Raw genomic sequence first — 25,077 nt, forward strand, 5'->3', positions numbered from 1 at the left:
TTATTCAGATGTGTTAGTCGGTTTTGCAGCGAAGTTGGCTATATCAGTCTTATTGAAGCTATAGTTATTAATTTCTTTGCTTGTAATGAATTTTTTAAAGTCTAACGTTAGTTTAGTTTCGACTTCTTCCCAACCATCGACCGAATATACCTTAAATAAAATCGTATGATTAATAGAAGATAATTCCTCTAGAAATTTAAGTTGTTGTTGAAATGTGAGGTTGGATAAGCCATATTCACTATAGTATTCAATGCTTGTAGGGCTTTTGGCATTCACATCTACTGGAAGGATCTTTTGATATGAACAAAAAGGAACTTTAGATGTTTTAGCATCTAGAATATTACTTAATTGACTGCTATCAATCGAGTCGATTTTTACAGTATGATTTTTGTGATTCTGAATATTGAATTTAAAATATAATCTTAACATTGTTATCTTATTGAATTTCTCAGCGGAACCTATTTGTAACCGCGCAGGTTCACTTTCTATAAAGACTATATTGTTCTTTTTTTGTGTTAGGATTTCCTGTAACTTTTTATATTCTTTCTTCCATGCCATATAACCACCAATGAACAACAGTACTACAATAATAGATGAAGTGATTTCAACTTGGTATGGTTTGATAAGGTCAATCAGATTAAAGGCGAAGTAATAAGCAGTTAAAGAGGCTAAAGCAGTTGCTGCTGATTGAAATACACCAAATTTATCAATTACTTCTTTGGTTTCTTTATATAGACATTTGATATAGGTCATTAACATGTTAGGAATCTCGCTGAGCGATATAGTCAAGTATAATGGTTTTACCATTAAATTAGTTTAATAATATGTGGATTAATAACTTCAAAAGGTACTACATCACCAATAGCGAAAGTATTTTGAAAATAATTCCGAAGTTCAATTCCACCCATTATGCGAGGTGCGGATGTTCGGTTGGCTGTGCGGTTAATCATGCCCACTATAGCTAAATGACTATTTCGTAGAACGATCTTTATTTTTTCACCATCAACGCCAAATTCGGGCGAGCTTATTACCGGGACGTTAAAAAAACCTCTATTCCAGTAAGTATCAGCCATATTAAAAGTGAACTGCTTTGCAATAGGAGGTGATGGTATTTCAACTTCACCCAATGTTATGTTCGGTATGCTGACTTCAGTATTCTGTACTTTACGACCACCATTCCATTCTGGACTAATTACACCTATTATTGAGTCCTCTAACCCAGCGGCTAAATTGAGGTGAAATTGACCATGGTGCATCAATCCATTATCAGGAAGTACAAGAATATCTACGGCTATGTCACGCGATAACATTTCATAGATATTCGCATTATTCTTTATATTGGTAGATTGAGTAGGGCCGGGACGCGAGTAGTGATACATACGGTTTTTAAGTAGTCGTGTAGTTTTACCAACGTACTTAACTTCCCCATCACACACAAAAGCATAAAGATTGTTTTTAACATCTTTATATCCTTCATCCAGATAGTACTTCAACTTTCCTTCATGTATCTGCCAGTAACCGACTTTAATGAAACCAATAGCAGTTAAACGATTCATCTGAGGTGTTCAATCCATTATGTTATGTCAGTACTATACACCTTACAAAAGGATTGCGAATACATTACATAGGCAAACATATCAATTTTATGAACGTGATTTGTACCAATATACACACATCAGCTATGATTGGCCTCAAGACTTGCAACGAAGGATTGTAGCTATGGACACAACAGAAACGCTCAATGGGACTTATTTCTACGCTGGAAGACCAAATCTGACAGCAAGTGAACTCCTGTTTATGATTTTCTGTGAACAGATAGCAGATCAACTTGGTGTAGATGATTTCGGAGCCATAGTGGCGATTGTGGCGGGACTGAACATCGCACCTACAAGGGGGAAGTTTGCCGGGGCAACACCTGGAACCTCTTACGCATCCAAAGGTGCACGCAAGGTTTTTGGCAAAGCTAAGTTCCCTTGGGGAAAAGAATTACCCTCTATCGTGGGTGGGTATCCACCGTACAAGCTGAAGATCATTATGACGCATAAGGTAAGCACATTTGTAGGCCGTGCGATACCTGTAGTGGGTTGGGTGATCCTTTCATATGATTTATTTCAGATAACGTTTCATACCGTTGGAAAGTACAACTCCATTGCCAGAGGGAACGATAAAATATGGTAACGGACAATGAAGTTTTAGAGTTCTTCAGGGGAGAGTTATCAATCCCGGTATCCTGGAAAACAGGAAAGAAAGAATATCTAGAAATGGATACTATTCTACAGGATTACGCAGAGTGGGATGAATTTCCATACGCGATAGAAGAGTACGGTGAAAAGTTCGGCGTCGATATCTCAGTAATTGATATGAGCGTCTATTATCCGGCAGTTCAGGCATCACTTTTCACAAAAATGTTCAAAAGACAGCAGATAGAAGAAGAGACAAATAAAATTAGAAAACCTCTTACTGTCAGAATGTTTACCGAGAGTGCAAAAGCTGGTAAATGGCTGTATGATTAGCTTAATTCACACCTGCACCACTATCGGGAATGTTCTGCAAAACTTCTTGGTGCAGGTGTGAAATACCTCAGACTTCTAAATTATGATCCTTGCAATATTTTATATACTTAATGTTGAATATGAAATTTTGCACATCAGATACAGTTAGTGCTAATTTTATGTCAGGATATATAGTATAGTGCCTGACAATTAAAAACAGAGGTTCCTTAGTTTTAATATCATCTACTACACGTATATAAGTTGTATCATCAGAACTACCAGAAAAAATTGTATTTTTACTTTCTTCTCGTTGTAAATATGTCAGCTTAGACCAAGACAGAAACTTACTGTATAAAACAGTATCTTTCTGAATACTGTCTGTGTGAATCATTGCTGTACCTATAACATCATACCCCATATCAAGCCAGAGTTGGACATAACTTTTATCATCAGCGACTCGCAAAGAAAAATGACCTGGATAATCTTTAGGTATCTTCGAGCCATCAACAAAAGGGTAATAGCTCACGTCGCTTTTATATAGAGTCCAGTCCTCAAAGTTTACCTTTTTACCAATATAACGAAGTTCTTTAGCAGAACAACCCACTAATAAAAGAGCTGCTATAACTAAAAATGATGCCAGTACTTTTTTTATCATGATTTGATCTCTAAATCCAAATCATGGTTATCGGCAAAACTTGTTTATGCTTTAGAAATTCAGAACGGTAACTCTGTAAGCATCCCGGTAAACCGGACCATTCACATTTAGAGATCTTCCGGCATACTGATTATGTTCCTGGAGGAGATCGCCATGCGCAAAGCACGATTCACCGAATACCAGATCATTGCCGTTCTGAAGTCCGTCGAAGCCGGACGCACCGTTAAAGACGTCTGCCGCGAGACCGGGATCTCTGAGGCCTCGTACTACAACTGGAAAGCGAAGTTCGGCGGTATGGAAGCCTCTGATATCAAAAAGATGAAAGACCTTGAGGATGAAAACCGCCGGCTGAAACAGATGTTTGCGGACCTGAGTCTCGAGTGTCGCGCACTGAAAGACGTTATTGAAAAAAGCTTTAAAACCAGCGATTAAGCGTGAGCTGGTCAGCTATCTGACCGCGCAGTTTGCCATGAGCTTACGTCAGGCATGTAGGACATTGTCGCTGAGCAGGACGGTATTTCGTTACCAGCCGGATACGCAACGTGATGAACCAGTGATTATGGCGCTGACCGTGGCGGCTGAACGCTATCCGCGATACGGATTTAAAAAGCTTTTTCAGGTACTTCGCAGGCAGGGCAACGCCTGGAACCATAAAAGAGTTCACCGGATTTACTGCCTGCTGAAACTGAATTTTCGCCGTAAGGGAAAACAGCACCTGCCGGTGCGTAATCCGGCTCCGCTGGCGACGCCAGAGGCGATGAATCAGAGCTGGTCTATCGATTTTATGCACGATGCGCTGGTGTGCGGCAGACGCTTCCGGATCTTCAACGTGGTGGATGATTTTAACCGGGAAGTGCTGGCGATCGAAATTGACCTGAATATCCCGGCGCAGAGGGTTGTGAGAGTGTTGGACAGGATCGTGGCAAACCGTGGATATCCGCTGAAGATGCGGATGGATAACGGTCCTGAGCTGATCTCGCTGACGCTGGCACAGTGGGCAGAAGAGCATGGTGTGATGCTGGAATTTATCAGGCCCGGCAAGCCAACGCAGAATGCCTTTATCGAACGGTTCAACCGGACATACAGAACAGAAATACTGGATTTTTATCTGTTCAGAACACTGAATGAAGCACGGGAAATTACAGAGCGCTGGCTGGTTGAATATAACAGCGAGCGCCCCCACGAATCCCTAAATAACCTGACGCCGGAAGAGTACCGACTGATGGCTGAAAAGCCGGAAATCTCAAAAAATGCGTGGAACTAAAACGGGTGTGCTTACATCCCAGGCTGCTACAGGCTCTTATAAGGGTTCTGAATTCGAATATAAGGTAATCACGCATGGTGCATCGTTGGCACCCTATGGTGTCTGGATAGTACCACAGGGTTCAGCAGGATTCGTTTACAGCGGTGCAAGGTACTACGAGCGAAGAGATAGTACTAAGTACAAGAAGTTCACACAGCAAACGGGGTATACGTTAGAGGCAGGATGCGGTATCGATACCTCGATTTACCGTGATCAGTGGCATGGTACTAACGTGGTGTGTGAGGTTGTTACTGTTGAGTACTGAGTATGTCTAGTGCTATTGACTTTGTTCTAAGGTGGTAAACATGCTCATCGCGATTCTCCTTGCCTGTTGAATAGGGATTTCAGAGAAGGATAGACGAAAAACTGACGGAGAAGGGAGGAATAACGTCCGGGCGGATGAGGTGAAACATCCGCCCGGACGGGTCAGTGCATCTTCTGTGGAAAATGCAGCACAGGGCGCACAGATTCACGAATAACAGGAGCAGAGTAACGAATACAGCATTTAATACAAGGTTTCACCTTTTTAAAGTTAATACGCGCAATCGATAAAGCCTGATTTAAATTATAGAGTGTACCGATAAAAACCATATCCTCCTTTTCCGGCAGACGTTTACACTCTTTGCGGTGTAACAGGTGATAATTATCCTGATCGGTACTGACCGTCACATAATAGTAGATGCCTTTATTCATATTATGGGTTCCTGCAGTATATTTGCTGTGTGTAATCTTTTTATTTTTCTTGAGTAGTTAATGAACTAACTCTCATAAATGAAACTAACTGGAATCGATTTTGCGGACAAATTCCAGAAAGGTATAAGGATAGCGCGTCTTTTTTAGAAAGGTAATAAGTAAGGCAAGTGTTAAGATAATACCTTGTAAATTAAGTTAATTTTTCTGTATTGATTAGCGAACTCAAAGAATTCAACAATATTAAATAGGAATATGCCTGGAATCAGAAAAATTCAGATCCGTGGATCTATAATGTAATCGATAAGATTTTCTTTAGATGTTGGAGGCGAAATCAATAAGATGGAAGCAAGTGCGTTTATTAATAGCCTACAGGCTTCACCCAACATCATCATTTCCTTATTTTAGTCAGCGATGACTCCAGATTTAAATGGCCTAAGAATATGCGTGGGCTTTAATTAAGATTGGTACAGTTTTCGCCAGATATTGGCGGATAATGTCATGAATTAAGGCAAATTTGATTATAAGCGAGGCGGGACACGCAGTGTGTCCCGCTTCATATTAATAGCGTGAAGGTTCACCTTCCGGGCGCGTTTTGAAACGACGATGCAGCCACATGTATTGTTCCGGGGCCAGTAACACGCTCTCCTCAACCACCTTGTTCATACAAATTGCGGTATCGAGTTCGTTCTCCAGCGAGAATCTGTCGCGAATATCCGGCATGATCTTCATCTCGTACCCACGGCGGTTAGGCAGGCGCTGCACCAAAAATGGCACTACGCTGGGATTCCCGAGGCGGATCAACATATGCGTGCCCGTGGTAGTGGCCGCATCCTTAACGGCGAAAAAGGGGGCGAAAACACTACTGCGTGGGCCGTAATCGTGGTCCGGCGCATACCAGATGATGTCGTTATTTTTCATCGCACGGATCATGCCTTTCAGGTCTTTGCGGTCCAGCATGCTTTTATTGGAACGCATCCGACCCCAGGTTTGCAGCCAGTCGAGCAATTTGTTGTCATTCGGTCGGTACACGCCAATCCCTGGGTTGTGCATACCGAAGACGCGCGCACCAAGTTCCAGTGTCAGAAAATGCATACCGATCAAAAGAATGCCACGTCCGGCAGCCAGCGAGGAGTCAATATGCTCCAGCCCGCTGCTGCTCACCCATTTGCGAATGCGCCAGTCTGGCCAGAACCAGGCGATGCCGGTCTCAATCAGCCCCATGCCAACGGATTCGAAATTGTGTTTCACCATGGCATCACGTTCACTTACCGGCATATCGGGAAAGCAAAGCTCCAGATTACGCTGTGCAATTTTGACGCGACGTTTCAGAAAACGCATAGCAATACGACCTAAACCACAACCGATAACGTACAAAACCGGGTAGGGCAGCAGCACCAGTAAATAGAGAAGGCCGATGCCCAGCCAGGTGAGCCAGTAGCGCGGATGAAGGAGTTCACGGGAAAATTGGGGAAGTTGAGTCATTGAAATGTCAGTATCCTGCGTCTTGTACCAGAGGTACCGGTTCCTGTTATTTGCCGCTATTGTGCCATTTTTTCTCTCTGACTGAAATCAAGCATAGACCTCCAGGGGATAAGAGAAATCTGCCAGGCGCATTAAAATATAATTACTGCGCAGTTTTGCGCCTCTGGTCACTCTCAGTGGATATTCGCAGCAAAGGCTTTGCATTGTGATGAATTCAGGTATCATGTGCGCGCTCATTTTTCCCGATTGATAACAGGAACGAACACCATGCCAGTGTTACATAACCTTGTTTCCAATAAAGAGCTGAAGGCGCGCATGTTGGCTGAAACCGAGCCGCGCACTACGGTCTCTTTTTATAAATACTTCCAGATTGCCGATCCTAAAGCGTTCCGTGATGCTTTATATATTGGGTTAACCAAACTCAAGGTGTTTGGCCGCGTTTACGTCGCCCAGGAAGGCATTAACGCGCAAATCAGCGTACCCGCCAGCCAGTATGAAAGCATGAAAGCATTTCTGTATGGTTTCGATCCGGCGCTGAATAACCTGCGGATGAATATTGCGCTGGATGATGATGGTAAATCTTTCTGGGTATTGCGCCTGAAAGTGCGTGATCGCATTGTGGCGGATGGTATTGACGATACCAGCTTTGATGCCAGCGCGGTGGGTAACTATCTGAAAGCAGCCGATGTTAACGCCATGCTGGACGATCCGGACGCGGTATTTGTCGATATGCGTAACCACTATGAATTTGAAGTGGGGCATTTTGATAATGCGCTGGAAGTGCCTGCGGATACCTTCCGCGACCAGCTGCCGATGGCGGTTGATATGCTGCAAGATCAGAAAGACAAAAAGATCGTCATGTACTGCACCGGTGGTATTCGCTGTGAAAAAGCCAGTGCATGGATGAAGCACAACGGCTTCGATGATGTTTATCACATTGAAGGCGGCATCATTGAATACACCCGCCGTGCACGCGAGCAAGGCTTACCGGTGCGTTTCAAGGGCAAAAACTTTGTTTTTGATGAGCGTATGGGCGAGCGTATCTCTGATGATGTGTTATCTAACTGCCACCAGTGCGGTGTGCCTTGCGATACCCATACCAACTGCATCAATGACGGCTGCCATCTGCTGTTTATTCAGTGTCCGAGCTGTGCCGAAAAATTCCACAATTGCTGCAGCCCGGTCTGTATGGAAGAGTCTAAATTGTCGCCTGAGGAACAACGTGCTCGCCGCGCTGGTCGCGAAAATGGCAACAAGATCTTCAACAAATCGCGCGGTTTGCTAAATATGACCATGGCAATTCCGCAGCCAGAGAAGAAATAATCCAGTGGCAGCCTGCCCTGTGCGCAGGCTGCCCGTGTGCTACTGGCGTACACCCTCAACAGAAATAATCAATTCTGCCTTTTGCGAAGCGGGTCCTAAATCTTTATTAATATTGAATTCTTTCAACACAATCTCCCCGCTGGCTTCAAATCCGGCACGATAACCGCCCCAGGGATCTTTACCTTCACCGATTAAGCGGGCATCCAGGGTGATCGGTTTCGTCACCCCATTGAGTGTCAGATCGCCGGTAATTTTATACGCCTTGCCCTCTTTACTGACGGCAGTGGAAGCAAAGGTGGCCTGTGGAAACTTGCCAGTATTGAGAAAATCAGCGCTGCGCAGATGTTTATCTCGTTCGGCATGGTTGGTATCGAGGCTGTTGGTATTGATGGTGACATTGACCTTATCAGCCGCCGGATTAGCTTCATCAAAGGTAAAGCTGCCATCGAAATCTTTAAAACTGCCGTACAACCAGCTGTAGCCGAGATGCTGAATACGGAACTGCACAAACGCGTGCTGACCCTGCTTATCAAATTTGTACTCGGCGGCATTGGCCGACAGGCTGGCAGCCAATAAACCAGCACCCGTGAGCGCCAGCAGTGTTTTTTTAAGCATGTTACTTTTCCTTTTCAGAGGTTAACGGGATGCGGTAACCCAGCATCCGTTTCAGCGTGATATCACGATCGATAAAATGATGTTTGAGAGCCGCCAGTCCGTGTAGCACCGAGAGCGTCACCACCGCCCAGGCCAGCCAGAGGTGGACATCACCGGCGATGTCAGCCTGTTCAGCCGCCCCTGCCAGTAACGCGGGCACTTCAAACCAGCCAAATAAAGAAATCGGCTTGCCATCCGCAGTGGAAATCAGATAACCGCTGAGCAGAATGACCAGTAGCAGGGTATATAACAGCCAATGTGCAGCTATGGCTGAGAGACGCACCGGGATGGAGTAACTGTCCAGCGGAGCAGGAGGCGGTGACAGAAAGCGCCAGGCCAGACGGATCAACAACGCACTGAACAACAGGATGCCAATGCTTTTATGAATTTCGGGGGCGGTATGATACCAGCCGTCGTAGTAACCCAGCCCGACCATCCATAATCCGAGCGCGAACATGCCATAGATGGCCAGAGCCATTAGCCAGTGTAATAAGATGGAGACGGCACCAAACCGCTGTGGAGTATTACGCCACATCTTCTGAAATCCTGAATCAGAAATAAGTAGCAATGAGAATCCATATTTTGAAATAGAAGATCAATCAGACTTACTTTTCTATAAACAAAGAAATAACTGTTCGGGAATTATGGCGTTATTAATCTCTGCCACTCAGAAATATTGAATAACTTGATGGTGAAGCGGACAGGTGAAAGAGTCAGCTTGAATTACTACACCTTTTGCGCTTTTATTCGGTGCGAAGATTAAACTTTTGTCAGCTTATGTCTGCGGATGTCAGTCAGGCCGTCACTGTGGCTGTGGCGGCCTCGGTCAGTCAGGAAAAACGCGCCAGGGAGAAGGGAGTAATATCAAAGGAAAAGGGTTTGTCCTGGGCAAATTCACTGGCCAGTTCACCCAACACGCTGGCAAATTTAAAACCGTGTCCGCTTAAACCGGTAATGATTAAACGGTTGGGTTCATCAGGCAGGGTATCAATGATGAAGTCTTCGTCAGGTGTATTGTCGTAGCTACAGGCTTCGCCATGTAAACAGACGCCGATACCCGGCAGGAAATGACGTAAAAAGCTGAAAGCTTCACTGCCATCGGCGGCGACGCTACCAAAAGGTTTACGATCGGCAGGCGTCTGCATGATTTGACCACCATCATGACGTCCTACCTTGAGTGCGTTATTGTCTGCCGGGAAACCGTAGAAATGGCTGCCGTCATTCATCTCCACGGTAAAGCCAGGAAATTGGTTGTTCTCACTGTAACGACCGTCAGCCTGATACCAGGCAAACACTTTGCGCACGGGCGTAACGGGCAAATCCGCCACCAGATGGCTGACCCAGGTACCGGCGCTGATCAGCAGTTTGCGTGCCCGAAACTCTCCCTCGCTGGTGGTGACCTGTTGCAGGTCGCCATCCCGGCCGATTTGTGTCACCGCACAGTTAAACAGCTGGGCGCAACCTGCCTGTTCTGCCAGCTGTACCCAGCTACGTACCGCCTGTTCACATTTAAGAAAACCGGAATGGGGTTCAAATACGCCAATATAACCCTCTGGCACGGTGAACTGTGGCCAGCGTTTGCGCACCTCATCTGCCTGCAGGATTTGCACATCCAGCTTCCAGGCGCGGGCGCTGTCGATGACATTCTGAATAAAGGTGGATGAGATCGGAGCAAGATTGAGAATGCCACTGCGGTGCATGATGCGTTCACCACTCTGGCGTTCCAGTTCGTCCCATAATGCCTGGGCACGTAGCACCAGCGGGACATAGCGTTCACCTTCACCATAGGCGTGACGGATCAAACGTGTTTCACCGTGATGGGTGCCCTGAGTATGCGGTGGGTGAGCGCTATCAATCATTAATACCGATAAGCCCGCCTGGGTTGCATAGAACCCGGCAGCCGCGCCAACGGAACCACTGCCAACCACAATCAGATCATAAACCATACGACATCACTCCTGAAAACGGTGAATTTTTTCAGCAGCATAGCAAAAGATAGCGCCCATGAAAAAGGCACCCTTTGGGGTGCCCTTTCACGCGATTGAAGAAATTAATGCTTTTGGTTATCGCGTTGGTATTGCTCTGTGGACTCTATCTTTGCAATGCCAGCTTCGAGTATGGAGATAAACTGTCTCGCCACATCGGTGGTTAGCCAGTAGGTAGGACCAACATCTGCGTCTTCTTCTTTCTGATCCTGCGATGATAGCGAGTGCAGGCGGATCATCATGGCGTCATAACTGTCTACAGTGCTAATGTCCCATCCGACTAATGGATGAGTCTGGATGACGTCTTTATTTCTGTCCATTATAACCTCCTTTTTACTCGTTAAACGAAGTGCTTCTTGAGGTTCAATGCGGCTGTTCTTGCACTAGCGGGATAATTATAACATGAAACGAACGGTACAATAGTTAAAAAGTGTGGTGCTCAAAATCTGCGCAAAAATAAATGCTTTTAAAATACGCTTTTAAAAAATAATAAATCGCCCGCGTGCGTGGGCATTTGAAGCTGCGCATGTAAAATCGCACTAATCAGGTTATCGGCAGCAAAGTTACCTGACTTTAGGAGAACTCTGGAACCGATTAAGCGCTGATTTTAACCCTGTAAATCATCCGGTTTTGCACCGCTGCATTTCTTAATTTCTTCGGCCAGATGGGTAAATTGCTGCTGTAACTGCGTGTCGTGGTTCTGGTTTTGCGCTTCAAGTAAAAGATTGTGTACCAGTAACTGGCTGGCACGTTCATCAAGACAGAACGTCAGGTTAGCAAAGGCATTTTCCAGCACAGTTAAGCGGCGTTGCTGTTCAGCAATTAACGCCAGCAATTCGCCAAATGTCATTGCCTCTTCCGGTTTATCGTGAGTCATGGGTAAAACATCTCCTGTTAGCCTGGCGGGTGCAAGAATAGGGGGCGTTAATGATGATTTTAGATGCAGCGACTTTGTCTGGCGAGGGAGAAATAAAAACAAAAAAGCCGGGTGGCGAAACCCGGCAAAACTGCGCAGTGGCGGTTAATCGGTAATAAACCAGTCGTCAGCGCTTTCCCAGGTTTCCTGCAAAATATCACTGATACGTTCGCGATTTTCTTTGCAGCCGCCAAATACGCTGAGCTGATTGCCGCTGGCGTAACGGATTTTGACATGATGTTCGTCATCGGGAAAATCCCGGCTGATACGGCGGGTCAGTTCGGCGCTCAGCGCATCCAGGGCGCCAGCAGGAAGGGGTTGAGTTTTTGCTACGGTAATTTCAACACGCATAAACACCTCCGGAATAATATACTGGCTATTTGTACAGTATATTTATTCCGAAGGCAAGCATCATCACATCAGGCGGTTACGCGCCAGTTCAGCGTCTCTCCGGCCAGGAAAGGCACCAGAGTATCGTCAGCGACATTCACACTTTGTTCGACCGTCCAGGGTTCACGCACCAGCGTCAGTGTCCCTTCATTCAGCGGCAGGCCATAGAAGTTCGGGCCATTCTCGGAACAGAACGCTTCGAAATGTTGCAGCGCATCCAGTTCCTCAAACACGGTGGCGTAAGCGGGCAGAGAGGTCGGGGCATTAAACACTCCGGCACAACCACAGCTGGCCTCTTTCAGATGACGCAAGTGTGGGGCGGTATCGGTGCCGAGGAATACACGACGATTGCCGCTGGCGACCAGTTTACGTAACGCTTCCTGGTGGATATTACGTTTCAGGATTGGCAGGCAATACAGATGCGGACGTACGCCGCCGACCAGCATATGGTTGCGGTTAAACATCAGATGCTGTGGCGTAATGGTAGCGCCGAGCAGTTCATTGCCCGCCGCCAGATATTCCGCCGCTTCTTTGGTGGTGATGTGTTCCATCACTACTTTCAGGCCCGGGAACTGCTGGCGCAGCGGCTCCAGTACCGTTTCAATAAAACGCGCTTCACGGTCAAAAATATCGATGTGCGCATCCGTCACTTCACCGTGTACCAGCATCGGCATACCGATCTGCTGCATCCGCTCCAGCACGCGAGCGATAGAGGCAATATTGGTTACGCCATGGCTGGAGTTGGTGGTTGCGTGGGCGGGATAAAGTTTTGCGGCGGTGAAGACGCCAGCACGGAAGCCCTGTTCGATCGCATCCGGATCGAGAGAGTCGGTAAGATAGCAGGTCATCAGCGGTGTAAAGGTATGCCCGGCGGGTAAGGCCGCAAGGATACGATCGCGATAGGCCACGGCAGCATCGACGCTGGTCACCGGCGGAACCAGGTTTGGCATGACAATGGCACGACCGTTTACCGCACTGGTATAAGGCAACACGGCTTGTAGCATCGCGCCATCGCGCAGATGAATATGCCAGTCGTCAGGGCGGCGAATCGTGATTTGCTGGGGTTGGGCTGTCATTCAAAAGGCTCCGGCTGAGTAGAAAACGAAAGGCACGTTTAGGCCGGGGAGTAAGCATAAGGATTTGGGCAACCGTTTGCACGGGATTTTATGCACCAGAAGCAAAACCGCGCCCTGGCAGGCGCGGTGGTGGGGATTAGTCAGTAAAAGGGATCACCAACTGGCCGGGTTTAACTTCCAGACCTTTCGCGAATTTCTTCGCCAGCGCTTCGCCTTTGCTGCGATCTTCGCTCAGCACATAAGCGGGTTTTTCATTGAAGTAACGCTTCAGCGACTCATTCAGATAGGGCGTCAGCGTTTTCATGATCGACGCCATTTTTTCCGGCTGCACCTGGGCATCAACAATTTCCAGGTCATGCAGGTAAATCGCGCCCTGTTGTGGGTTGAACACCGGCTGCGCCTTCATTTTGAGCTGCATTTCGGCCTGCTGTGGGCCAAATAAAGAACTGACATTAATCGTGGCTTTGCCTGTCAGGGTGATTTTACCGGGTTCTTCACGGCCAATCTGGCTGCTTAAATCGCTCAGCACAATATGTGCATTCAGCAGACCGGATACACCCACATCTTTCTCGAAGTTATTGTGCTTTTGCAGCGCCTGATTCACTTCCTGCTCGCTGATGGTGTACTGCGTTAATTGATTACAGCCGGTCAGCAGCACGACAAACAGCAGGGCCAGTAGCCCGGAAAACGCCTTCTTCATACTTTCCTCATCCTGAACGATACGCCAAACGTGGCATAGCGTGCCTGAATCAGGGGCAGGTGTCACCAGGAGAGAGATGAGAAGCGCCTGCGCGCCTCTCATTGTCAGAAGTCAGGCGGCGATAGAAGAGAGCAGGTTAACCTGGGTTTGCTTCGCCATGTTGTCGCGATAATCGGCCACGCGGCTGGGCCATTCAATACCCGCAACCAGCGTTAAGGAACGTAACAGCGGAAACAGATGGATATCATCTTCCGAAAGTTCGCCGTTCACCGCATTCGGTTTAACGATTAACTTATCCAGCTGACGCAAATCGTCACTGATGTTTTTTATCAGCCCGGGGGCATGTTTACGCAGCTCGCTGAAGTCGCCAATGTTGGCTTGTTTTTTCTCGCGGAAATAGTGGCGTGCAGCCGGTGTCGCGAACTCAGCGAAAGCCGCGTCAGCGATACGGGGTAGCAGCAGCTTGTTGACGTAACCATTGACGCGACGCAACCATTCGCTGATGGCCGGATTGGCTTTGCCATTCAGCAAGGGTTCACCGTCCTGCTTATCCACCAGACGAACAATATCCAGGCTTTCCGGCATCGCACTGCCATCGGCTTTTTGCAGGATGGGGGCCATCTTCTGACCAATCAGTTTTTTCGGTGTGTTCTCGTCGTCATTGAGCATCACCACCAGTTCGACTGGCAGATTTTTCAGCCCAAAAATCATGCGTGCTTTGACGCAGAAGGGGCAGTGATCGTAGATGTAGAGTTTCATCCCGTTTCTCCTGTGATTATCAGGGTGACTGACGTCACCCTTTTTCTATCGGCGTGCGGGAAGTATGGGAGAGAAAGGCGGCAGGGGCAAATCAGCTGCTGTACAGCGCTGGAGCCACGGCGCGTGGCTGGAATTGCCACCACAGGGCCAGCAGCGTCACGCCACCCACGGTACTGAGCAGCATCCAGGGTAATTCCGGCAGCGACAGTTGCTGGCCTAAATCGAACATCCAGCCACCGCCGGAATAGCCAATCAGGCCGCCCAAAGCCAGCCCGAGGCGGCTGAAACCCATATAGCTGCCGCGGGCGCGGGCGCTGGCGAGCGAGGCGCTCAGGGTCTCACGCGCCGGTTCCGCGATGATTGAGCCGAGATAGAACACGGCGATCAGAAAGAACAGTGACGGTAAGGTGCTGGTCAGCCCAACCGGTAACAGGCTGATGGTCATCAGCAACAATCCGGCCATCAGGCGAGTTTCGAGACGGAAACGTTTTTCGCTCCAGCGCGCCAGCGGATAGAGCAGGCTGAGTGACAGCAACGCTTCGATGGCGTACATCCATTTCACTGCTGCCGGAGCGCCTGCGACCTGGTTGACCATTACCGGCAGCATCAGCATCACCTGCACCGCAAGAATGTAATAACCGGTCAGCGTCAGGACATACAGGCGAAAACGTTTGTCCTGCCAGACCCGCTGCATGCCTTCACGCATGGCAATGCGCTCGGTGGAGATACGCCAGGCCGGTAACCAGATGGCATTGAATAACGCCGCGCTGACGAACACCGCCGCGCCCACCCAGCACACCAGACGGAAGTCCCACGCCAGCAACCAGCTGCCAATCAGCGCGCCCAGCACCGCGCCCGCGCTGTCCTGCATCATCAGCAGTGAAAAGAAGCGGCCACGTTCACGCGCTCGCACCAGTTTCACTACCATAGCGCTGCGTGGCGGATCGAACAGCGTGCCACCGAGTCCGGACAACAAACAAGCCAGCCACAGTAGCCAGGGCTCGTGGGCGAGGGCCATACAGGCGAAGCCTGCCGCACGCATTAACATGCCGGTGACGATCAGGGGACGTGCGCCGAAACGGTCTGCAATGGCGCCACCAAAGATGCCAAAACCCTGCTGCACAAACTGGCGCAGACCGAGGGCAATGCCGACCATCAACGCAGCCCAGCCGAGCTGTTCGACGAAGTGAATGGAAATGAGGGGAAATACCACAAAAAATCCCAACACCACCAGCATGTTATCCACTAATAGAAATGTTTTACCGAGGCGTCGTGCCCGCGCAACCCGAGACATGCTAAATCCTGAGCAAGTAAGAAAGGAAAAAGGAGACCAGTTGGTCTATTTTCCGCCGCTGCACGGCAGAAAAACAGGATTATCAGGATGATATTTTTTCATCGAAGCCGTAAGAAAATTTATCCTGATTAAGGATGAATTCCCGGGAACAGGATGCGGGGTTTTACCGCAGGCGGGGTGGCGGTTATAGTGAGATATAACGCCGCTGGCGTACTTCCTTCTTAAGCCATGGATTTCAGGAGTCAAGATGTTTGGCTATCGTTCTGCTGGGCCGCGCGTGCGTCTCACTACCGATCGTTTGGTGGTCCGTTTAGTTCATGAGCGTGATGCCTGGCGGCTGGCTGATTACTACGCGGAAAACCGCGTGTTTCTTAAGCCCTGGGAACCGGTACGTGATGAAAGCCATTGCTATCCGTCTGGCTGGCAGGCACGTCTGGGACTGATTGCCGACATGCATAAGCAAGGTTCGGCATTCTATTTTGTGTTGATGGATCAGGAAGAACGCGAAGTGCGGGGTGTTGCCAACTTTAGCAACGTACTACGCGGTTCGTTTCATGCCTGTTATCTTGGCTATTCACTGGGTGAAAAGTGGCAGGGGCAGGGGCTGATGTTTGAAGCATTGCAGAGCGCGATTCGCTATATGCAACGTCAGCAGCATATGCACCGGATTATGGCTAACTATATGCCGCATAATCAGCGCAGCGGTGATCTGCTGGCGCGACTGGGTTTTGAAAAAGAGGGGTATGCCAAAGATTACCTGTTGATCGATGGCCGCTGGCAGGATCACGTTCTGACAGCGTTGACCTGGCGCGAGTGGACCCCGGATCGCCGCGGATAATAAAAGGGAACAATGCGATGAAAATGGCTTTATCAGCGCAGGCGCTGCGCGTGATCGGTTGTCTGCTGGAAAAGCAGGTGACCACCCCGGATCAATACCCACTGTCACTCAACGGTGTGGTGACTGCCTGCAATCAGAAATCCAACCGCGAACCGGTGATGAACCTGAGCGAAAGCGATGTTCAGTCACAGCTGGACGAGCTGGTGAAAAAACATCTGGTCACCTCGAACAACGGTTTCGGCCAGCGCGTCAGTAAATATGAACAACGATTCTGCAACTCAGCTTTTGGCAATCTGCAACTCAGCAGCGCCGAGGTGGCGGTGCTGACATTGTTGTTTTTACGCGGTGCGCAGACCCCAGGGGAGTTGCGCACCCGCAGTGGCCGTTTGCATGAATTCAGTGATATGAATGAAGTTGAACAGACCCTGAATAATTTGCTCAGCCGGGAAGATGGTCCGATGGTGGTGCGGCTGGCGCGTGAGCCGGGTAAGCGCGAAAGTCGGTATATGCATCTGTTTGGCGGGGACGTGGTGGACACAGCCGAACCGGCAGGCGAATCAGACCATCCGGGTCTTGAGGCCCGGGTTACGCAACTGGAAGAGACCGTGGCGCTATTGCAGGCGCAGCTCGAACAGCTGCTGCACAAGGAGCATTAACATGACGTTGCGTATCGGGATCGTGGGTTTGGGTGGCATTGCACAGAAAGCCTGGCTGCCCGTGTTATCTCAGGCAGAAAGCTGGCAGCTGGCCGGGGCCTTTTCCCCCAATCAGGCCAAAGCACAGCCCATCTGCGACAGCTACCGCCTACCTTATTTTGCCACGCTGGATGCGCTGGCCGCGGCCAGTGATGCGGTGTTCGTCCATAGCAGCACCGCTTCGCATTATGAGGTGGTGAAAGCATTGTTGCTGGCGGATAAAGATGTCTGTGTTGATAAGCCGCTGGCAGAAACCCTGCAACAGGCGGAAGCGCTGGTGGCGCTGGCAGAAAAACGCAAGCGTAAACTTATGGTGGCATTTAATCGTCGCTTTGCGCCACGTTATCAGCAGTTGCAGGCGCAGATGGCAGGTGCAGCGTCACTGCGTATTGAGAAACACCGCGCTGACAGCGTCGGGCCGCAGGATTTACGTTTTACCCTGCTGGATGATTATCTGCATGTGGTTGATACCGCGCTGTGGCTGGCGGGTGGCAAGCTGACACGTCAGCATGGTCATATTGAGACCAATGAGCAGGGCGTAATGTTGTATGCCGAACATCACTTCTCTGCCGGGAGCTTACAAATCACCACCAGCATGCATCGTCGAGCGGGCACCCAGCGTGAAGTGGTGACGGCTGTCTGCGACGGCGATTATATCCAGATCGCCGAAATGCGTGACTGGCAACAGGAGAACCGCACGGGCTTACGTCTGGAGGCACCTTCCGCGTGGCAAAGCCATCTTACCCAGCGTGGATTTAGCGGCGCTGCCCACCATTTTATTCAGTGCGTGCAAAATCAGACGATGCCTGAAACCAGCGGTGAACAGGCGCTGGTGGCGCAGCGGCTGGTGGAGAAATTGTGGCGCGATGCTGAGCGGGAATAATTCCTTGTAACACTCAATGCTGGTCATTTCCCGTCGTGGCAGTAGACTATCGCCGGGCATCTGAGGATGTCCGCGCTAAGTTGCTCATTTATCCGACACTTTTCAGGATGCGCCGCCAATTATGAATTTGTTGAAATCGCTGGCAGCGGTCAGTTCAATGACCCTGTTTTCCCGCGTGCTGGGCTTTGCCCGCGATGCCATTGTGGCGCGGGTGTTTGGCGCCGGGATGGCGACTGACGCCTTCTTTGTTGCCTTCAAACTGCCGAATCTGCTGCGACGTATTTTCGCCGAGGGGGCCTTTTCTCAGGCGTTCGTGCCTATTCTGGCTGAATACAAAAGCAAGCAGGGCGATGAAGCCACACGCGTGTTTGTGGCTTATGTTTCCGGGTTATTAACGCTGGTGCTGGCGCTGGTCACGGTGCTGGGGATGGTTGCCGCGCCCTGGGTGATTGTGATTACCGCGCCGGGCTTCGCCGATACCGCGGACAAATTTGCCTTAACCAGTTCGCTGCTGCGCGTCACCTTTCCTTATATCCTGCTGATTTCGCTGGCATCGCTGGCCGGGGCGATTCTCAATACCTGGAACCGTTTCTCCGTACCTGCCTTTGCGCCAACATTGCTGAACATCAGCATGATTGGTTTTGCGCTCTTTGCCGCGCCGCACTTCCATCCGCCGGTGATGGCGCTGGCGTGGGCCGTGGTGGTGGGAGGGGTGTTGCAGTTGTTCTATCAACTGCCGCACCTGAAGAAAATTGGTATGCTGGTGCTACCGCGCGTTAATCTGCGCGATGCGGGCGTCTGGCGTGTGATGCGCCAGATGGGACCGGCGATTCTGGGTGTCTCAGTCAGCCAGATTTCATTGATTATCAACACCATTTTCGCTTCATTTCTGGTTTCCGGTTCGGTTTCCTGGATGTACTACGCCGATCGCCTGATGGAGTTTCCTTCCGGTGTGTTAGGGGTGGCGTTGGGTACCATTCTGCTACCGTCACTGGCGAAAAGTTTTTCCAGTGGCAATCACGATGAATATTCCCGTCTGATGGATTGGGGCCTGCGTCTTTGTTGTCTGCTGGCGCTGCCCAGTGCCGTGGCGCTCGGTATCCTCTCGGGTCCGCTGACCATTGCGTTATTCCAGTACGGTAAATTCACTGCCTTTGACGCCGCCATGACGCAGCGCGCCCTGGTGGCCTATTCGGTCGGGCTGATGGGCCTGATTGTGGTCAAAGTACTGGCACCGGGTTTCTATTCCCGTCAGGACATTAAAACACCGGTGAAGATCGCCATTATCACGCTGATCATGACGCAGCTGATGAACCTCGCGTTTATTGGTCCACTGAAGCATGCGGGGCTGTCGCTGTCGATTGGCCTGGCAGCCTGTCTGAATGCGGCGCTGCTGTACTGGCAACTGCGTAAACAACAGATTTTCCACCCACAGCCGGGCTGGTTTAGCTTTTTACTGCGTCTGTTGATTGCCGTGCTGGCGATGGCAGCGGCACTGCTGGGCTTGCTGTATGTGATGCCAGCCTGGGAAGAAGGACATATGTGGTGGCGTTTGTTGCGTCTGGCGGCGGTATGTGCCGTCGGTGGTGGGGCATATTTTGTGATGCTGGGTGTACTGGGCTTCCGCCCGCGTGATTTTGCTCGTCGTACCCAAGCTTAAAGTATCAAACTGCGCGATAAATCGCGCCGCTAAAAATATTTCACGCAGTGTAGCGGCGCGATTTATCGCGCAGTATCAAACAATTACCCTTTGCGACTCAGCGTCGCCTGACCTTTGCCCAATCCGTCCGGACCGTAAAATGCCTGGGTCTGATGGGGTTTGAGTACTGTTAACGCCTCATCAGTAAAGCGAATTTGCTGCTGCAACAGCAAGCCATTGTGCGTATTGGCATCACGCAGGCGTTGCGTATGCTGCTGGATGCTGTTCCAGCGGCGAGACATATCATTATGACCACGATAAGGTGCCTGGATGCCGCTGTTCTGCTCGGTCGTCCGGCGCATTTCGTCCAGATAGTTCAGCGTCGAGAGCAGCGCACTCTTATCTTCGGTAATGCGCTGCAACAGGTTGCCGTTAATCAGACCGGCACCCAGCTGTTGCTGCTCCTCATTGATCACTTCGCTCAGTGAGGAGAGCACTTCCTGCATCTTATCTAAGGTGGTCAACAGATTGTTCATCGGGATTAATTACCCTCTAAATACGCCTTATTATCGGCGATCAGCGCGTCGGCGATCTTGCCGGTATCCATTTTCAGTTCGCCATTGCGAATGGCGGTTTTCAGCTGCTCAACGCGAGCGGTATTGATATCACTGCTGCCTGGCTGCATCAGTTGTGACTGGGCTGCGCTCAGTTTCACCTGAGAACCGCTCTCGCTGGTGCTGGCGGTGCTTGCCGTGCTGCTCTGACGCACTTTGCTGCTGTTGTCATTGCTGTCACGGGTCTGAACAGTGCTAACCGGTTGTAATGGCTGGGTTCTGTCGATGCTCATGGTCTTGCTCCTGTAAAGTCAGTTGGGGATGAGCCAACTGAGTCAGCATAGGGTAATTTCATTGTTGCTTTCACTATCGGCAGAAAAACAGGGTTCTTTAGCGCTTTATAGCGATATAAGAATATTCCCATCCTCGCCAACCCGCCCGCTGATGACCTGACCATTTCCCATGCGCACCCGCACCATCTGCGCGGTGGTGGCATTATTCAGTGCCTGACCTTCACTGCTGGCATCAAAGCCGTTACCACTGGCAACGACCAGCACATTTTGCCCGGCTTTCACCCGCCACGGCAGGCGCACCATGGTGGCGGTGACCGGCTGACCAGGCGTGATGTCACGCATCACAATAGCATCGGCCACGCTGGCTGCACTCAACAGAGTGCGTGCCGGCAGGGAATCGAGCCGTCCGGATTGCAGACGGAAATCACTGGCGCTGACGCTGGTACCCCGCACCAACTGATGATTTGCCACCAGATATTGTCCGGTCACCTGCACCTGAACCTGTAAATAACGCCGGTTCTGTCCGCAATTGGTGGCGATGCTCATATTACCCCACTGACGGCTATTGCCGGGCAACAGGAACTGCGGCGCATCGCAGACTGGCCACTGCTCTTTTGGCGTACGAATGACCACATTGATGCCTGCCGCGTGCTGCGGATCGCGTGCCTTGAAGAATTGCGTCAATTGCGCGTCAAGTTGCGCGGCATGACCGGGCAGCGCCAGCACCAGAAAAAGTGAGGACAGTAAGGTTGGAAATCTGCGCATCACACGCCTCCTGACTGAAGATGGCCCTGAGTCTACTCCTCGCGCGAAAAATTCAATGTCAAAAATAGCCAATGTTTTTGGCGCTATTCAGACGATAGCCCTTGCTTTTACCCAATTAAGCTGTCAGCTCGAAATTCTCATTCGCGGAGGAAGCATGCTCGACAAACTCGATGCCGCGCTGCGATTTGGTACAGAAGCCCTCAACCTGCGGGCGGAGCGTCAGGAAATCCTGGCATCCAACATTGCCAACGCCGATACCCCAGGCTACCAGGCCCGGGATATCGACTTTGCCAGCCAGCTCAGCAAGGTGATGGAAAATGGTCGCTCTGAGGGCAGCAGTCTGGCGCTGAATGTGACATCAGCACGTCACATTGAAGCCCAGAGTAACGCGCAGCCGTCGATGGACCTGCTGTACCGCATTCCCGACCAGCCTGCCGCGGATGGCAACACCGTGGACATGGACCGGGAACGTACGCAGTTCGCCGATAACAGCCTGAAATATCAAACCGATCTCACCCTCATCAGTAGCCAGATCAAAGGCATGATGAGCGTTCTGCAGGGGCAATAAACATGGCATTGCTAAATATCTTTGATATCGCCGGGTCGGCTATGACGGCGCAATCGCAGCGCCTGAACGTCAGCGCCAGTAACCTGGCCAACGCCGACAGCGTCACTGGGCCGGATGGTCAGCCTTACGTGGCGAAACAGGTGATATTCCAGACCGATGCTGCACAGGGTATGGCGACCGGTGGCGTGAAAGTGGCCGGCGTGGTGGACGATCCTTCCCCGGCGAAATTGGTGTACGACCCGGGCAATCCGATGGCCGATCAGAAAGGTTACGTCAAGATGCCCAATGTGGACGTGGTGGCCGAGACCGTGAACACCATGTCGGCTTCACGTAGCTATCAGGCCAACGTTGAGGTTCTGAACACCGTGAAATCAATGATGATGAAAACGCTGACTATGGGTCAGTAACGGAGAAACACAATGGGTATCGCGGTAGGCGTTAACGAAAATCTGGACCCCACAGTCCTCAGCTCCTCCAGTAGCAGCACCGGTAACAGTGCGCAGGATTTACAGAACCAGTTTCTGACCATGCTGGTGACGCAGTTACAGAACCAGGACCCGACCAACCCGATGGATAACAGCCAGCTCACCACTCAGCTGGCACAGATCAACACCCTGAGCGGCATTGAAAAACTCAATACCACGCTGGGTTCCATCTCCGGGCAGATCAGCACCAGTCAGAACCTGCAAAGCTCCACGCTGATTGGTCATGGTGTGATGGTGGATGGCAGCCAGATCCTGGTGGGCAGCGGGACAACCACGCCGTTTGGTGTGTCACTGACTACGGCTTCAACCGCCACCACTGCCACCATTAAAGATTCAAGTGGTGCCACGGTACGTACCATTGACCTGGGGGCGCTGTCATCCGGTGTTCACACCTTCTCATGGGATGGCACCTTGACCGATGGCTCTACGGCACCGGACGGCAAATATACCGTTTCCATTGCCGCCAGCAATGGTAGCACCCAACTGGTGGCTCAGCCGCTGAATTACGCCTACGTCAGTGGCGTCAGCACAACGGATGACACCGCAACACTGGACCTCGGCACCATGGGGACCGCGACCCTTGATGATGTTCGTCAGATCCTCTGATAAACCTGTAACCAGGAGCAATTAATATGTCTTTTTCCCAAGCGGTGAGCGGCCTGGGTGCTGCTTCCAGTAACCTTGACGTGATTGGTAACAACATCGCCAACTCCGCCACAGCGGGCTTTAAATCCAGCACCATCGCGTTTGCCGACATGTTTGCCGGTTCTAACGTGGGCCTGGGTACCAAGGTGGCGGCGGTGATCCAGAACTTCAACGACGGCACCACCACCACCACCAGCCGTGGTCTGGATGTGGCGCTGAGCGGCAACGGCTTCTTCCGTATGACCGACAGCAGTGGCGCGGTGTATTACTCACGTAACGGCCAGTTCACCCTGGACGAAAACCGTAACCTGGTGAATACCCAGGGTCTGTACGTTACCGGCTATCCGGCAAGCGGCTCACCGGCCACTATTCAGACCGGTGCTAACCCGGTAGCGCTGAGCATTCCGACCACGCAGATGTCAGCGCGGGCGACCACCACCGCAACGCAGGTGGCGAACCTTAACTCCACCAGCACCACGCCGACCGTCTCCACCTTTGATGCGTCTAATGTCGACAGCTACAACGCCAAAAGCACCATGACGGTATATGACTCGCAGGGTAACGATCACACCCTCGATATGTACTACGTCAAAACCGGTGATAACGCCTGGACCGTACACGCGATTGACTCGACCACCGGTACCTCAGCGGGTGATTTTGACCTGACCTTTGATACCAGCGGTAACCTCACCAGCATGGGCGGCGTAACCGGTGCGACCACGGTGGCACTGAGCATTAATGGTTCCAACGGTGCTGCGGCCGCTCAGAGCATCACCCTGAGCATGCAGGGCAGCCTGCAGCAGAACACCGGCACCACCACCTTCGGCAACCCGACTCAGGATGGTTATGCGCCGGGTGACCTGACCACCTACACCATTAACGACGACGGCACCATCACCGGTACTTACTCGAACCAGCAAACTCAGCTGCTGGGTCAGATCGTACTGGCGAGCTTCTCTAACCCGGAAGGTTTGCAGTCAGAAGGTGACAACGTCTGGAGCGCCACCAGTTCTTCGGGCCAGGCTGCCATCGGCACCGCAGGCACCGGTACCTTTGGTTCGCTGACCGCAGGCGCGCTGGAAGCCTCTAACGTGGATCTGAGTAATGAACTGGTCAATATGATCGTCGCGCAGCGTAACTATCAGGCGAACGCGCAGACCATCAAAACCCAGGACCAGATCCTCAACACCCTGGTCAACTTACGTTAATTCACTAACGGGATTGCATTATGGATCACGCGATATATACCGCGATGGGAGCCGCCAGCCAGACGCTGGAGCAGCAGTCCGTCACGGCCAGCAACCTCGCCAACGCCTCCACCCCGGGTTTTCGTGCCCAGCTGGAAGCCTACCGCGCGGTGCCGGTCAATGGCTGGTCGCTGCCGACGCGTACCCTGGTGACGGCCTCTACACCGGGTGCCGATATGACTGCAGGGGCGATGGACAATACCGGTCGCGCGCTCGACGTGGCGGTGCAGCAGGACGGCTGGCTGGCGGTACGCACCGCTGACGGCAGCGAAGCCTATACCCGCAACGGCAACATTCAAATCAGTTCCACTGGCATCCTGACAATCCAGGGCAATCCCGTGATGGGCGATGGCGGGCCGATTGCGGTCCCGCAGGGCGCAGAGCTGACTATCGCAACGGATGGCACCATCACCTCGCGTAACCCAGGTGATGCCCCCAATGCGACGGTGCAGATTGGTCGCCTGAAGCTGGTCACCGCCACCGGCCAGGAGCTGCAACGCAGTGACGACGGCATGTTCCGTCCCACGGCACAAACCCAGGCAACACGCGGGGCAGCACTGGCAGAAGACACCACGGTGCAGGTATCACCCGGGGTTCTTGAGGGCAGTAACGTCAAACCCGTGGAAACCATGGTCGATATGATCGCCAACGCCCGACGTTTTGAGATGCAAATGAAGGTCATCTCCAACGTCGATGAAAACGAACAAAAAGCCAACCAGCTGCTCAATATGAGCAGTTAAGGC

At 50.9% G+C, this 25,077-nt stretch carries 31 protein-coding genes; 13 read left to right on the forward strand and 18 right to left on the reverse strand.

What is annotated here, in order from left to right; translation table 11 throughout:
• Together AC6I8X_RS07590 and AC6I8X_RS07595 are read right to left on the reverse strand one after the other, a co-directional pair.
• Window positions 1-759, reverse strand: coding sequence for a hypothetical protein (locus AC6I8X_RS07590; protein ID WP_497840822.1), 759 nt, complete (start codon window positions 757-759; stop codon window positions 1-3).
• Window positions 760-806: 47 nt separating this feature from the next.
• Window positions 807-1,556: a GIY-YIG nuclease family protein gene (locus tag AC6I8X_RS07595; protein WP_497840823.1), complete on the reverse strand. Its 750-nt coding sequence runs from the start codon at window positions 1,554-1,556 to the stop codon at window positions 807-809.
• 163 nt (window positions 1,557-1,719) lie between these two features.
• Between AC6I8X_RS07595 and AC6I8X_RS07600 the strand changes: the two genes are divergently transcribed.
• Together AC6I8X_RS07600 and AC6I8X_RS07605 are read left to right on the forward strand one after the other, a co-directional pair.
• Window positions 1,720-2,178 carry an STM2901 family protein gene (locus AC6I8X_RS07600; protein WP_497840824.1) on the forward strand — a complete coding sequence of 153 codons (459 nt, stop codon included), beginning with the start codon at window positions 1,720-1,722 and terminating at the stop codon, window positions 2,176-2,178.
• Window positions 2,172-2,513 (forward strand): DUF1493 family protein, encoded by a 342-nt coding sequence (locus tag AC6I8X_RS07605; protein ID WP_497840825.1) that lies wholly within the window; start codon window positions 2,172-2,174, stop codon window positions 2,511-2,513. Before AC6I8X_RS07600 ends, AC6I8X_RS07605 begins: the two co-directional genes overlap by 7 nt.
• 67 nt (window positions 2,514-2,580) lie before the next feature.
• Here the strand turns inward: AC6I8X_RS07605 and AC6I8X_RS07610 are convergent, their stop codons facing one another.
• On the reverse strand, window positions 2,581-3,147 hold the full coding sequence (locus AC6I8X_RS07610; RefSeq protein WP_497840826.1) for a hypothetical protein: 567 nt from the start codon (window positions 3,145-3,147) through the stop codon (window positions 2,581-2,583).
• 153 nt (window positions 3,148-3,300) lie between these two features.
• Here AC6I8X_RS07610 and AC6I8X_RS07615 point away from each other — a divergent pair.
• A protein-coding gene (locus tag AC6I8X_RS07615; RefSeq protein ID WP_497840827.1) for an IS3 family transposase occupies window positions 3,301-4,411 on the forward strand; the annotation gives its coding sequence in 2 pieces (ribosomal slippage) (window positions 3,301-3,554 and window positions 3,553-4,411; 1,113 coding nt in all).
• A gap of 465 nt (window positions 4,412-4,876) precedes the next feature.
• Here the strand turns inward: AC6I8X_RS07615 and AC6I8X_RS07620 are convergent.
• Window positions 4,877-5,143: a hypothetical protein gene (locus tag AC6I8X_RS07620; protein ID WP_021186040.1), complete on the reverse strand. Its 267-nt coding sequence runs from the start codon at window positions 5,141-5,143 to the stop codon at window positions 4,877-4,879.
• Window positions 5,144-5,701: 558 nt separating this feature from the next.
• Entirely contained in the window at window positions 5,702-6,625 is a 924-nt protein-coding gene (locus tag AC6I8X_RS07625) for a Kdo(2)-lipid IV(A) acyltransferase (RefSeq protein ID WP_497840828.1), read from the reverse strand.
• A gap of 267 nt (window positions 6,626-6,892) precedes the next feature.
• On the opposite strand from AC6I8X_RS07625, the gene trhO reads away from it, so the two are divergent.
• Window positions 6,893-7,948 carry an oxygen-dependent tRNA uridine(34) hydroxylase TrhO gene (gene trhO, locus AC6I8X_RS07630; RefSeq protein WP_497840829.1) on the forward strand — a complete coding sequence of 352 codons (1,056 nt, stop codon included), beginning with the start codon at window positions 6,893-6,895 and terminating at the stop codon, window positions 7,946-7,948.
• A 39-nt stretch (window positions 7,949-7,987) separates the two neighbouring features.
• On the opposite strand, the gene AC6I8X_RS07635 is transcribed toward trhO, so the two are convergent.
• From AC6I8X_RS07635 to mdtH, 10 genes are all read right to left on the reverse strand, one after another.
• A complete protein-coding gene (locus tag AC6I8X_RS07635; RefSeq protein ID WP_497840830.1) occupies window positions 7,988-8,563 on the reverse strand; it encodes a YceI family protein in 576 nt (191 codons plus the stop codon).
• A 1-nt stretch (window position 8,564) separates the two neighbouring features.
• Window positions 8,565-9,137, reverse strand: coding sequence for a cytochrome b (locus AC6I8X_RS07640; protein ID WP_313686622.1), 573 nt, complete (start codon window positions 9,135-9,137; stop codon window positions 8,565-8,567).
• A 295-nt stretch (window positions 9,138-9,432) separates the two neighbouring features.
• On the reverse strand, window positions 9,433-10,548 hold the full coding sequence (solA, locus tag AC6I8X_RS07645) for an N-methyl-L-tryptophan oxidase (RefSeq protein ID WP_497840831.1): 1,116 nt from the start codon (window positions 10,546-10,548) through the stop codon (window positions 9,433-9,435).
• A gap of 104 nt (window positions 10,549-10,652) precedes the next feature.
• Window positions 10,653-10,907, reverse strand: a complete 255-nt coding sequence (gene bssS, locus AC6I8X_RS07650; protein WP_084873855.1) for a biofilm formation regulator BssS — start codon at window positions 10,905-10,907, stop codon at window positions 10,653-10,655.
• Between the two features lie 287 nt (window positions 10,908-11,194).
• Complete coding sequence (locus tag AC6I8X_RS07655) at window positions 11,195-11,464, reverse strand: hypothetical protein (RefSeq protein WP_313686626.1); 270 nt, start codon at window positions 11,462-11,464, stop codon at window positions 11,195-11,197.
• Between the two features lie 144 nt (window positions 11,465-11,608).
• The gene (dinI, locus tag AC6I8X_RS07660; protein WP_084873857.1) at window positions 11,609-11,854 is read right to left on the reverse strand and encodes a DNA damage-inducible protein I; all 246 of its coding nucleotides are present in this window, start codon (window positions 11,852-11,854) and stop codon (window positions 11,609-11,611) included.
• A gap of 68 nt (window positions 11,855-11,922) precedes the next feature.
• Entirely contained in the window at window positions 11,923-12,969 is a 1,047-nt protein-coding gene (gene pyrC / locus AC6I8X_RS07665) for a dihydroorotase (protein ID WP_313686629.1), read from the reverse strand.
• A 136-nt stretch (window positions 12,970-13,105) separates the two neighbouring features.
• On the reverse strand, window positions 13,106-13,669 hold the full coding sequence (locus AC6I8X_RS07670; RefSeq protein ID WP_497840832.1) for a lipoprotein: 564 nt from the start codon (window positions 13,667-13,669) through the stop codon (window positions 13,106-13,108).
• A 111-nt stretch (window positions 13,670-13,780) separates the two neighbouring features.
• Window positions 13,781-14,428: a glutaredoxin 2 gene (gene grxB / locus AC6I8X_RS07675; RefSeq protein ID WP_299445790.1), complete on the reverse strand. Its 648-nt coding sequence runs from the start codon at window positions 14,426-14,428 to the stop codon at window positions 13,781-13,783.
• Window positions 14,429-14,519: 91 nt separating this feature from the next.
• The gene (gene mdtH, locus AC6I8X_RS07680; protein WP_299445787.1) at window positions 14,520-15,722 is read right to left on the reverse strand and encodes a multidrug efflux MFS transporter MdtH; all 1,203 of its coding nucleotides are present in this window, start codon (window positions 15,720-15,722) and stop codon (window positions 14,520-14,522) included.
• Between the two features lie 247 nt (window positions 15,723-15,969).
• Between mdtH and rimJ the strand changes: the two genes are divergently transcribed.
• The 4 genes from rimJ (at window position 15,970) to murJ (ending at window position 19,798) form a co-directional block, all read left to right on the forward strand.
• Window positions 15,970-16,560 (forward strand): ribosomal protein S5-alanine N-acetyltransferase, encoded by a 591-nt coding sequence (rimJ, locus tag AC6I8X_RS07685; protein WP_013508634.1) that lies wholly within the window; start codon window positions 15,970-15,972, stop codon window positions 16,558-16,560.
• Between the two features lie 17 nt (window positions 16,561-16,577).
• Window positions 16,578-17,216: a DUF480 domain-containing protein gene (locus AC6I8X_RS07690; RefSeq protein ID WP_313686636.1), complete on the forward strand. Its 639-nt coding sequence runs from the start codon at window positions 16,578-16,580 to the stop codon at window positions 17,214-17,216.
• Between the two features lies 1 nt (window position 17,217).
• Window positions 17,218-18,138 (forward strand): Gfo/Idh/MocA family protein, encoded by a 921-nt coding sequence (locus tag AC6I8X_RS07695; protein ID WP_497840833.1) that lies wholly within the window; start codon window positions 17,218-17,220, stop codon window positions 18,136-18,138.
• Window positions 18,139-18,259: 121 nt separating this feature from the next.
• Window positions 18,260-19,798 (forward strand): murein biosynthesis integral membrane protein MurJ, encoded by a 1,539-nt coding sequence (murJ, locus tag AC6I8X_RS07700; RefSeq protein WP_313686640.1) that lies wholly within the window; start codon window positions 18,260-18,262, stop codon window positions 19,796-19,798.
• Window positions 19,799-19,881: 83 nt separating this feature from the next.
• Here the strand turns inward: murJ and flgN are convergent, their stop codons facing one another.
• The 3 genes from flgN to flgA form a co-directional block, all read right to left on the reverse strand.
• The gene (gene flgN, locus AC6I8X_RS07705; protein WP_497840834.1) at window positions 19,882-20,313 is read right to left on the reverse strand and encodes a flagellar export chaperone FlgN; all 432 of its coding nucleotides are present in this window, start codon (window positions 20,311-20,313) and stop codon (window positions 19,882-19,884) included.
• Window positions 20,314-20,318: 5 nt separating this feature from the next.
• Window positions 20,319-20,624 carry a flagellar biosynthesis anti-sigma factor FlgM gene (flgM, locus tag AC6I8X_RS07710; protein WP_299445768.1) on the reverse strand — a complete coding sequence of 102 codons (306 nt, stop codon included), beginning with the start codon at window positions 20,622-20,624 and terminating at the stop codon, window positions 20,319-20,321.
• A gap of 105 nt (window positions 20,625-20,729) precedes the next feature.
• Window positions 20,730-21,389: a flagellar basal body P-ring formation chaperone FlgA gene (flgA, locus tag AC6I8X_RS07715; RefSeq protein WP_497840835.1), complete on the reverse strand. Its 660-nt coding sequence runs from the start codon at window positions 21,387-21,389 to the stop codon at window positions 20,730-20,732.
• Between the two features lie 154 nt (window positions 21,390-21,543).
• Between flgA and flgB the strand changes: the two genes are divergently transcribed.
• Genes flgB through AC6I8X_RS07740 form a run of 5 tightly spaced genes read left to right on the forward strand, consistent with a single transcriptional unit; the run spans window position 21,544 to window position 25,074 of the window.
• Window positions 21,544-21,957 (forward strand): flagellar basal body rod protein FlgB, encoded by a 414-nt coding sequence (gene flgB, locus AC6I8X_RS07720; RefSeq protein ID WP_299445762.1) that lies wholly within the window; start codon window positions 21,544-21,546, stop codon window positions 21,955-21,957.
• Window positions 21,958-21,959: 2 nt separating this feature from the next.
• Complete coding sequence (gene flgC, locus AC6I8X_RS07725; protein ID WP_208714629.1) at window positions 21,960-22,364, forward strand: flagellar basal body rod protein FlgC; 405 nt, start codon at window positions 21,960-21,962, stop codon at window positions 22,362-22,364.
• Between the two features lie 12 nt (window positions 22,365-22,376).
• Window positions 22,377-23,048, forward strand: coding sequence for a flagellar hook assembly protein FlgD (gene flgD, locus AC6I8X_RS07730; RefSeq protein ID WP_299445753.1), 672 nt, complete (start codon window positions 22,377-22,379; stop codon window positions 23,046-23,048).
• 26 nt (window positions 23,049-23,074) lie between these two features.
• Window positions 23,075-24,295, forward strand: coding sequence for a flagellar hook protein FlgE (flgE, locus tag AC6I8X_RS07735; protein WP_497840836.1), 1,221 nt, complete (start codon window positions 23,075-23,077; stop codon window positions 24,293-24,295).
• Between the two features lie 20 nt (window positions 24,296-24,315).
• Entirely contained in the window at window positions 24,316-25,074 is a 759-nt protein-coding gene (locus tag AC6I8X_RS07740) for a flagellar basal body rod protein FlgF (protein ID WP_084873873.1), read from the forward strand.
• The last annotated feature ends 3 nt before the right edge of the window (window positions 25,075-25,077 follow it).

The sequence above is a fragment of the Pantoea sp. X-Soil-TKNS-1280 genome (assembly GCF_059730475.1).

What these genes read in the sequence shown, in the direction of transcription:
- AC6I8X_RS07670 (WP_497840832.1), bottom strand. Translation starts at nt 13,669, where the DNA reads ATGAAGAAGGCGTTTTCCGGGCTACTGGCCCTGCTGTTTGTCGTGCTG.
- flgC (WP_208714629.1), top strand. Translation starts at nt 21,960, where the DNA reads ATGGCATTGCTAAATATCTTTGATATCGCCGGGTCGGCTATGACGGCG.
- flgE (WP_497840836.1), top strand. Translation starts at nt 23,075, where the DNA reads ATGTCTTTTTCCCAAGCGGTGAGCGGCCTGGGTGCTGCTTCCAGTAAC.
- AC6I8X_RS07595 (WP_497840823.1), bottom strand. Translation starts at nt 1,556, where the DNA reads ATGAATCGTTTAACTGCTATTGGTTTCATTAAAGTCGGTTACTGGCAG.
- AC6I8X_RS07600 (WP_497840824.1), top strand. Translation starts at nt 1,720, where the DNA reads ATGGACACAACAGAAACGCTCAATGGGACTTATTTCTACGCTGGAAGA.
- AC6I8X_RS07740 (WP_084873873.1), top strand. Translation starts at nt 24,316, where the DNA reads ATGGATCACGCGATATATACCGCGATGGGAGCCGCCAGCCAGACGCTG.
- flgD (WP_299445753.1), top strand. Translation starts at nt 22,377, where the DNA reads ATGGGTATCGCGGTAGGCGTTAACGAAAATCTGGACCCCACAGTCCTC.
- AC6I8X_RS07625 (WP_497840828.1), bottom strand. Translation starts at nt 6,625, where the DNA reads ATGACTCAACTTCCCCAATTTTCCCGTGAACTCCTTCATCCGCGCTAC.
- AC6I8X_RS07655 (WP_313686626.1), bottom strand. Translation starts at nt 11,464, where the DNA reads ATGACTCACGATAAACCGGAAGAGGCAATGACATTTGGCGAATTGCTG.
- mdtH (WP_299445787.1), bottom strand. Translation starts at nt 15,722, where the DNA reads ATGTCTCGGGTTGCGCGGGCACGACGCCTCGGTAAAACATTTCTATTA.
- AC6I8X_RS07605 (WP_497840825.1), top strand. Translation starts at nt 2,172, where the DNA reads ATGGTAACGGACAATGAAGTTTTAGAGTTCTTCAGGGGAGAGTTATCA.
- flgA (WP_497840835.1), bottom strand. Translation starts at nt 21,389, where the DNA reads ATGCGCAGATTTCCAACCTTACTGTCCTCACTTTTTCTGGTGCTGGCG.
- pyrC (WP_313686629.1), bottom strand. Translation starts at nt 12,969, where the DNA reads ATGACAGCCCAACCCCAGCAAATCACGATTCGCCGCCCTGACGACTGG.
- AC6I8X_RS07590 (WP_497840822.1), bottom strand. Translation starts at nt 759, where the DNA reads ATGTTAATGACCTATATCAAATGTCTATATAAAGAAACCAAAGAAGTA.
- murJ (WP_313686640.1), top strand. Translation starts at nt 18,260, where the DNA reads ATGAATTTGTTGAAATCGCTGGCAGCGGTCAGTTCAATGACCCTGTTT.
- flgN (WP_497840834.1), bottom strand. Translation starts at nt 20,313, where the DNA reads ATGAACAATCTGTTGACCACCTTAGATAAGATGCAGGAAGTGCTCTCC.
- flgB (WP_299445762.1), top strand. Translation starts at nt 21,544, where the DNA reads ATGCTCGACAAACTCGATGCCGCGCTGCGATTTGGTACAGAAGCCCTC.
- AC6I8X_RS07695 (WP_497840833.1), top strand. Translation starts at nt 17,218, where the DNA reads ATGACGTTGCGTATCGGGATCGTGGGTTTGGGTGGCATTGCACAGAAA.
- AC6I8X_RS07620 (WP_021186040.1), bottom strand. Translation starts at nt 5,143, where the DNA reads ATGAATAAAGGCATCTACTATTATGTGACGGTCAGTACCGATCAGGAT.
- AC6I8X_RS07610 (WP_497840826.1), bottom strand. Translation starts at nt 3,147, where the DNA reads ATGATAAAAAAAGTACTGGCATCATTTTTAGTTATAGCAGCTCTTTTA.
- trhO (WP_497840829.1), top strand. Translation starts at nt 6,893, where the DNA reads ATGCCAGTGTTACATAACCTTGTTTCCAATAAAGAGCTGAAGGCGCGC.
- AC6I8X_RS07640 (WP_313686622.1), bottom strand. Translation starts at nt 9,137, where the DNA reads ATGTGGCGTAATACTCCACAGCGGTTTGGTGCCGTCTCCATCTTATTA.
- AC6I8X_RS07690 (WP_313686636.1), top strand. Translation starts at nt 16,578, where the DNA reads ATGAAAATGGCTTTATCAGCGCAGGCGCTGCGCGTGATCGGTTGTCTG.
- grxB (WP_299445790.1), bottom strand. Translation starts at nt 14,428, where the DNA reads ATGAAACTCTACATCTACGATCACTGCCCCTTCTGCGTCAAAGCACGC.
- flgM (WP_299445768.1), bottom strand. Translation starts at nt 20,624, where the DNA reads ATGAGCATCGACAGAACCCAGCCATTACAACCGGTTAGCACTGTTCAG.
- solA (WP_497840831.1), bottom strand. Translation starts at nt 10,548, where the DNA reads ATGGTTTATGATCTGATTGTGGTTGGCAGTGGTTCCGTTGGCGCGGCT.
- bssS (WP_084873855.1), bottom strand. Translation starts at nt 10,907, where the DNA reads ATGGACAGAAATAAAGACGTCATCCAGACTCATCCATTAGTCGGATGG.
- AC6I8X_RS07635 (WP_497840830.1), bottom strand. Translation starts at nt 8,563, where the DNA reads ATGCTTAAAAAAACACTGCTGGCGCTCACGGGTGCTGGTTTATTGGCT.
- rimJ (WP_013508634.1), top strand. Translation starts at nt 15,970, where the DNA reads ATGTTTGGCTATCGTTCTGCTGGGCCGCGCGTGCGTCTCACTACCGAT.
- dinI (WP_084873857.1), bottom strand. Translation starts at nt 11,854, where the DNA reads ATGCGTGTTGAAATTACCGTAGCAAAAACTCAACCCCTTCCTGCTGGC.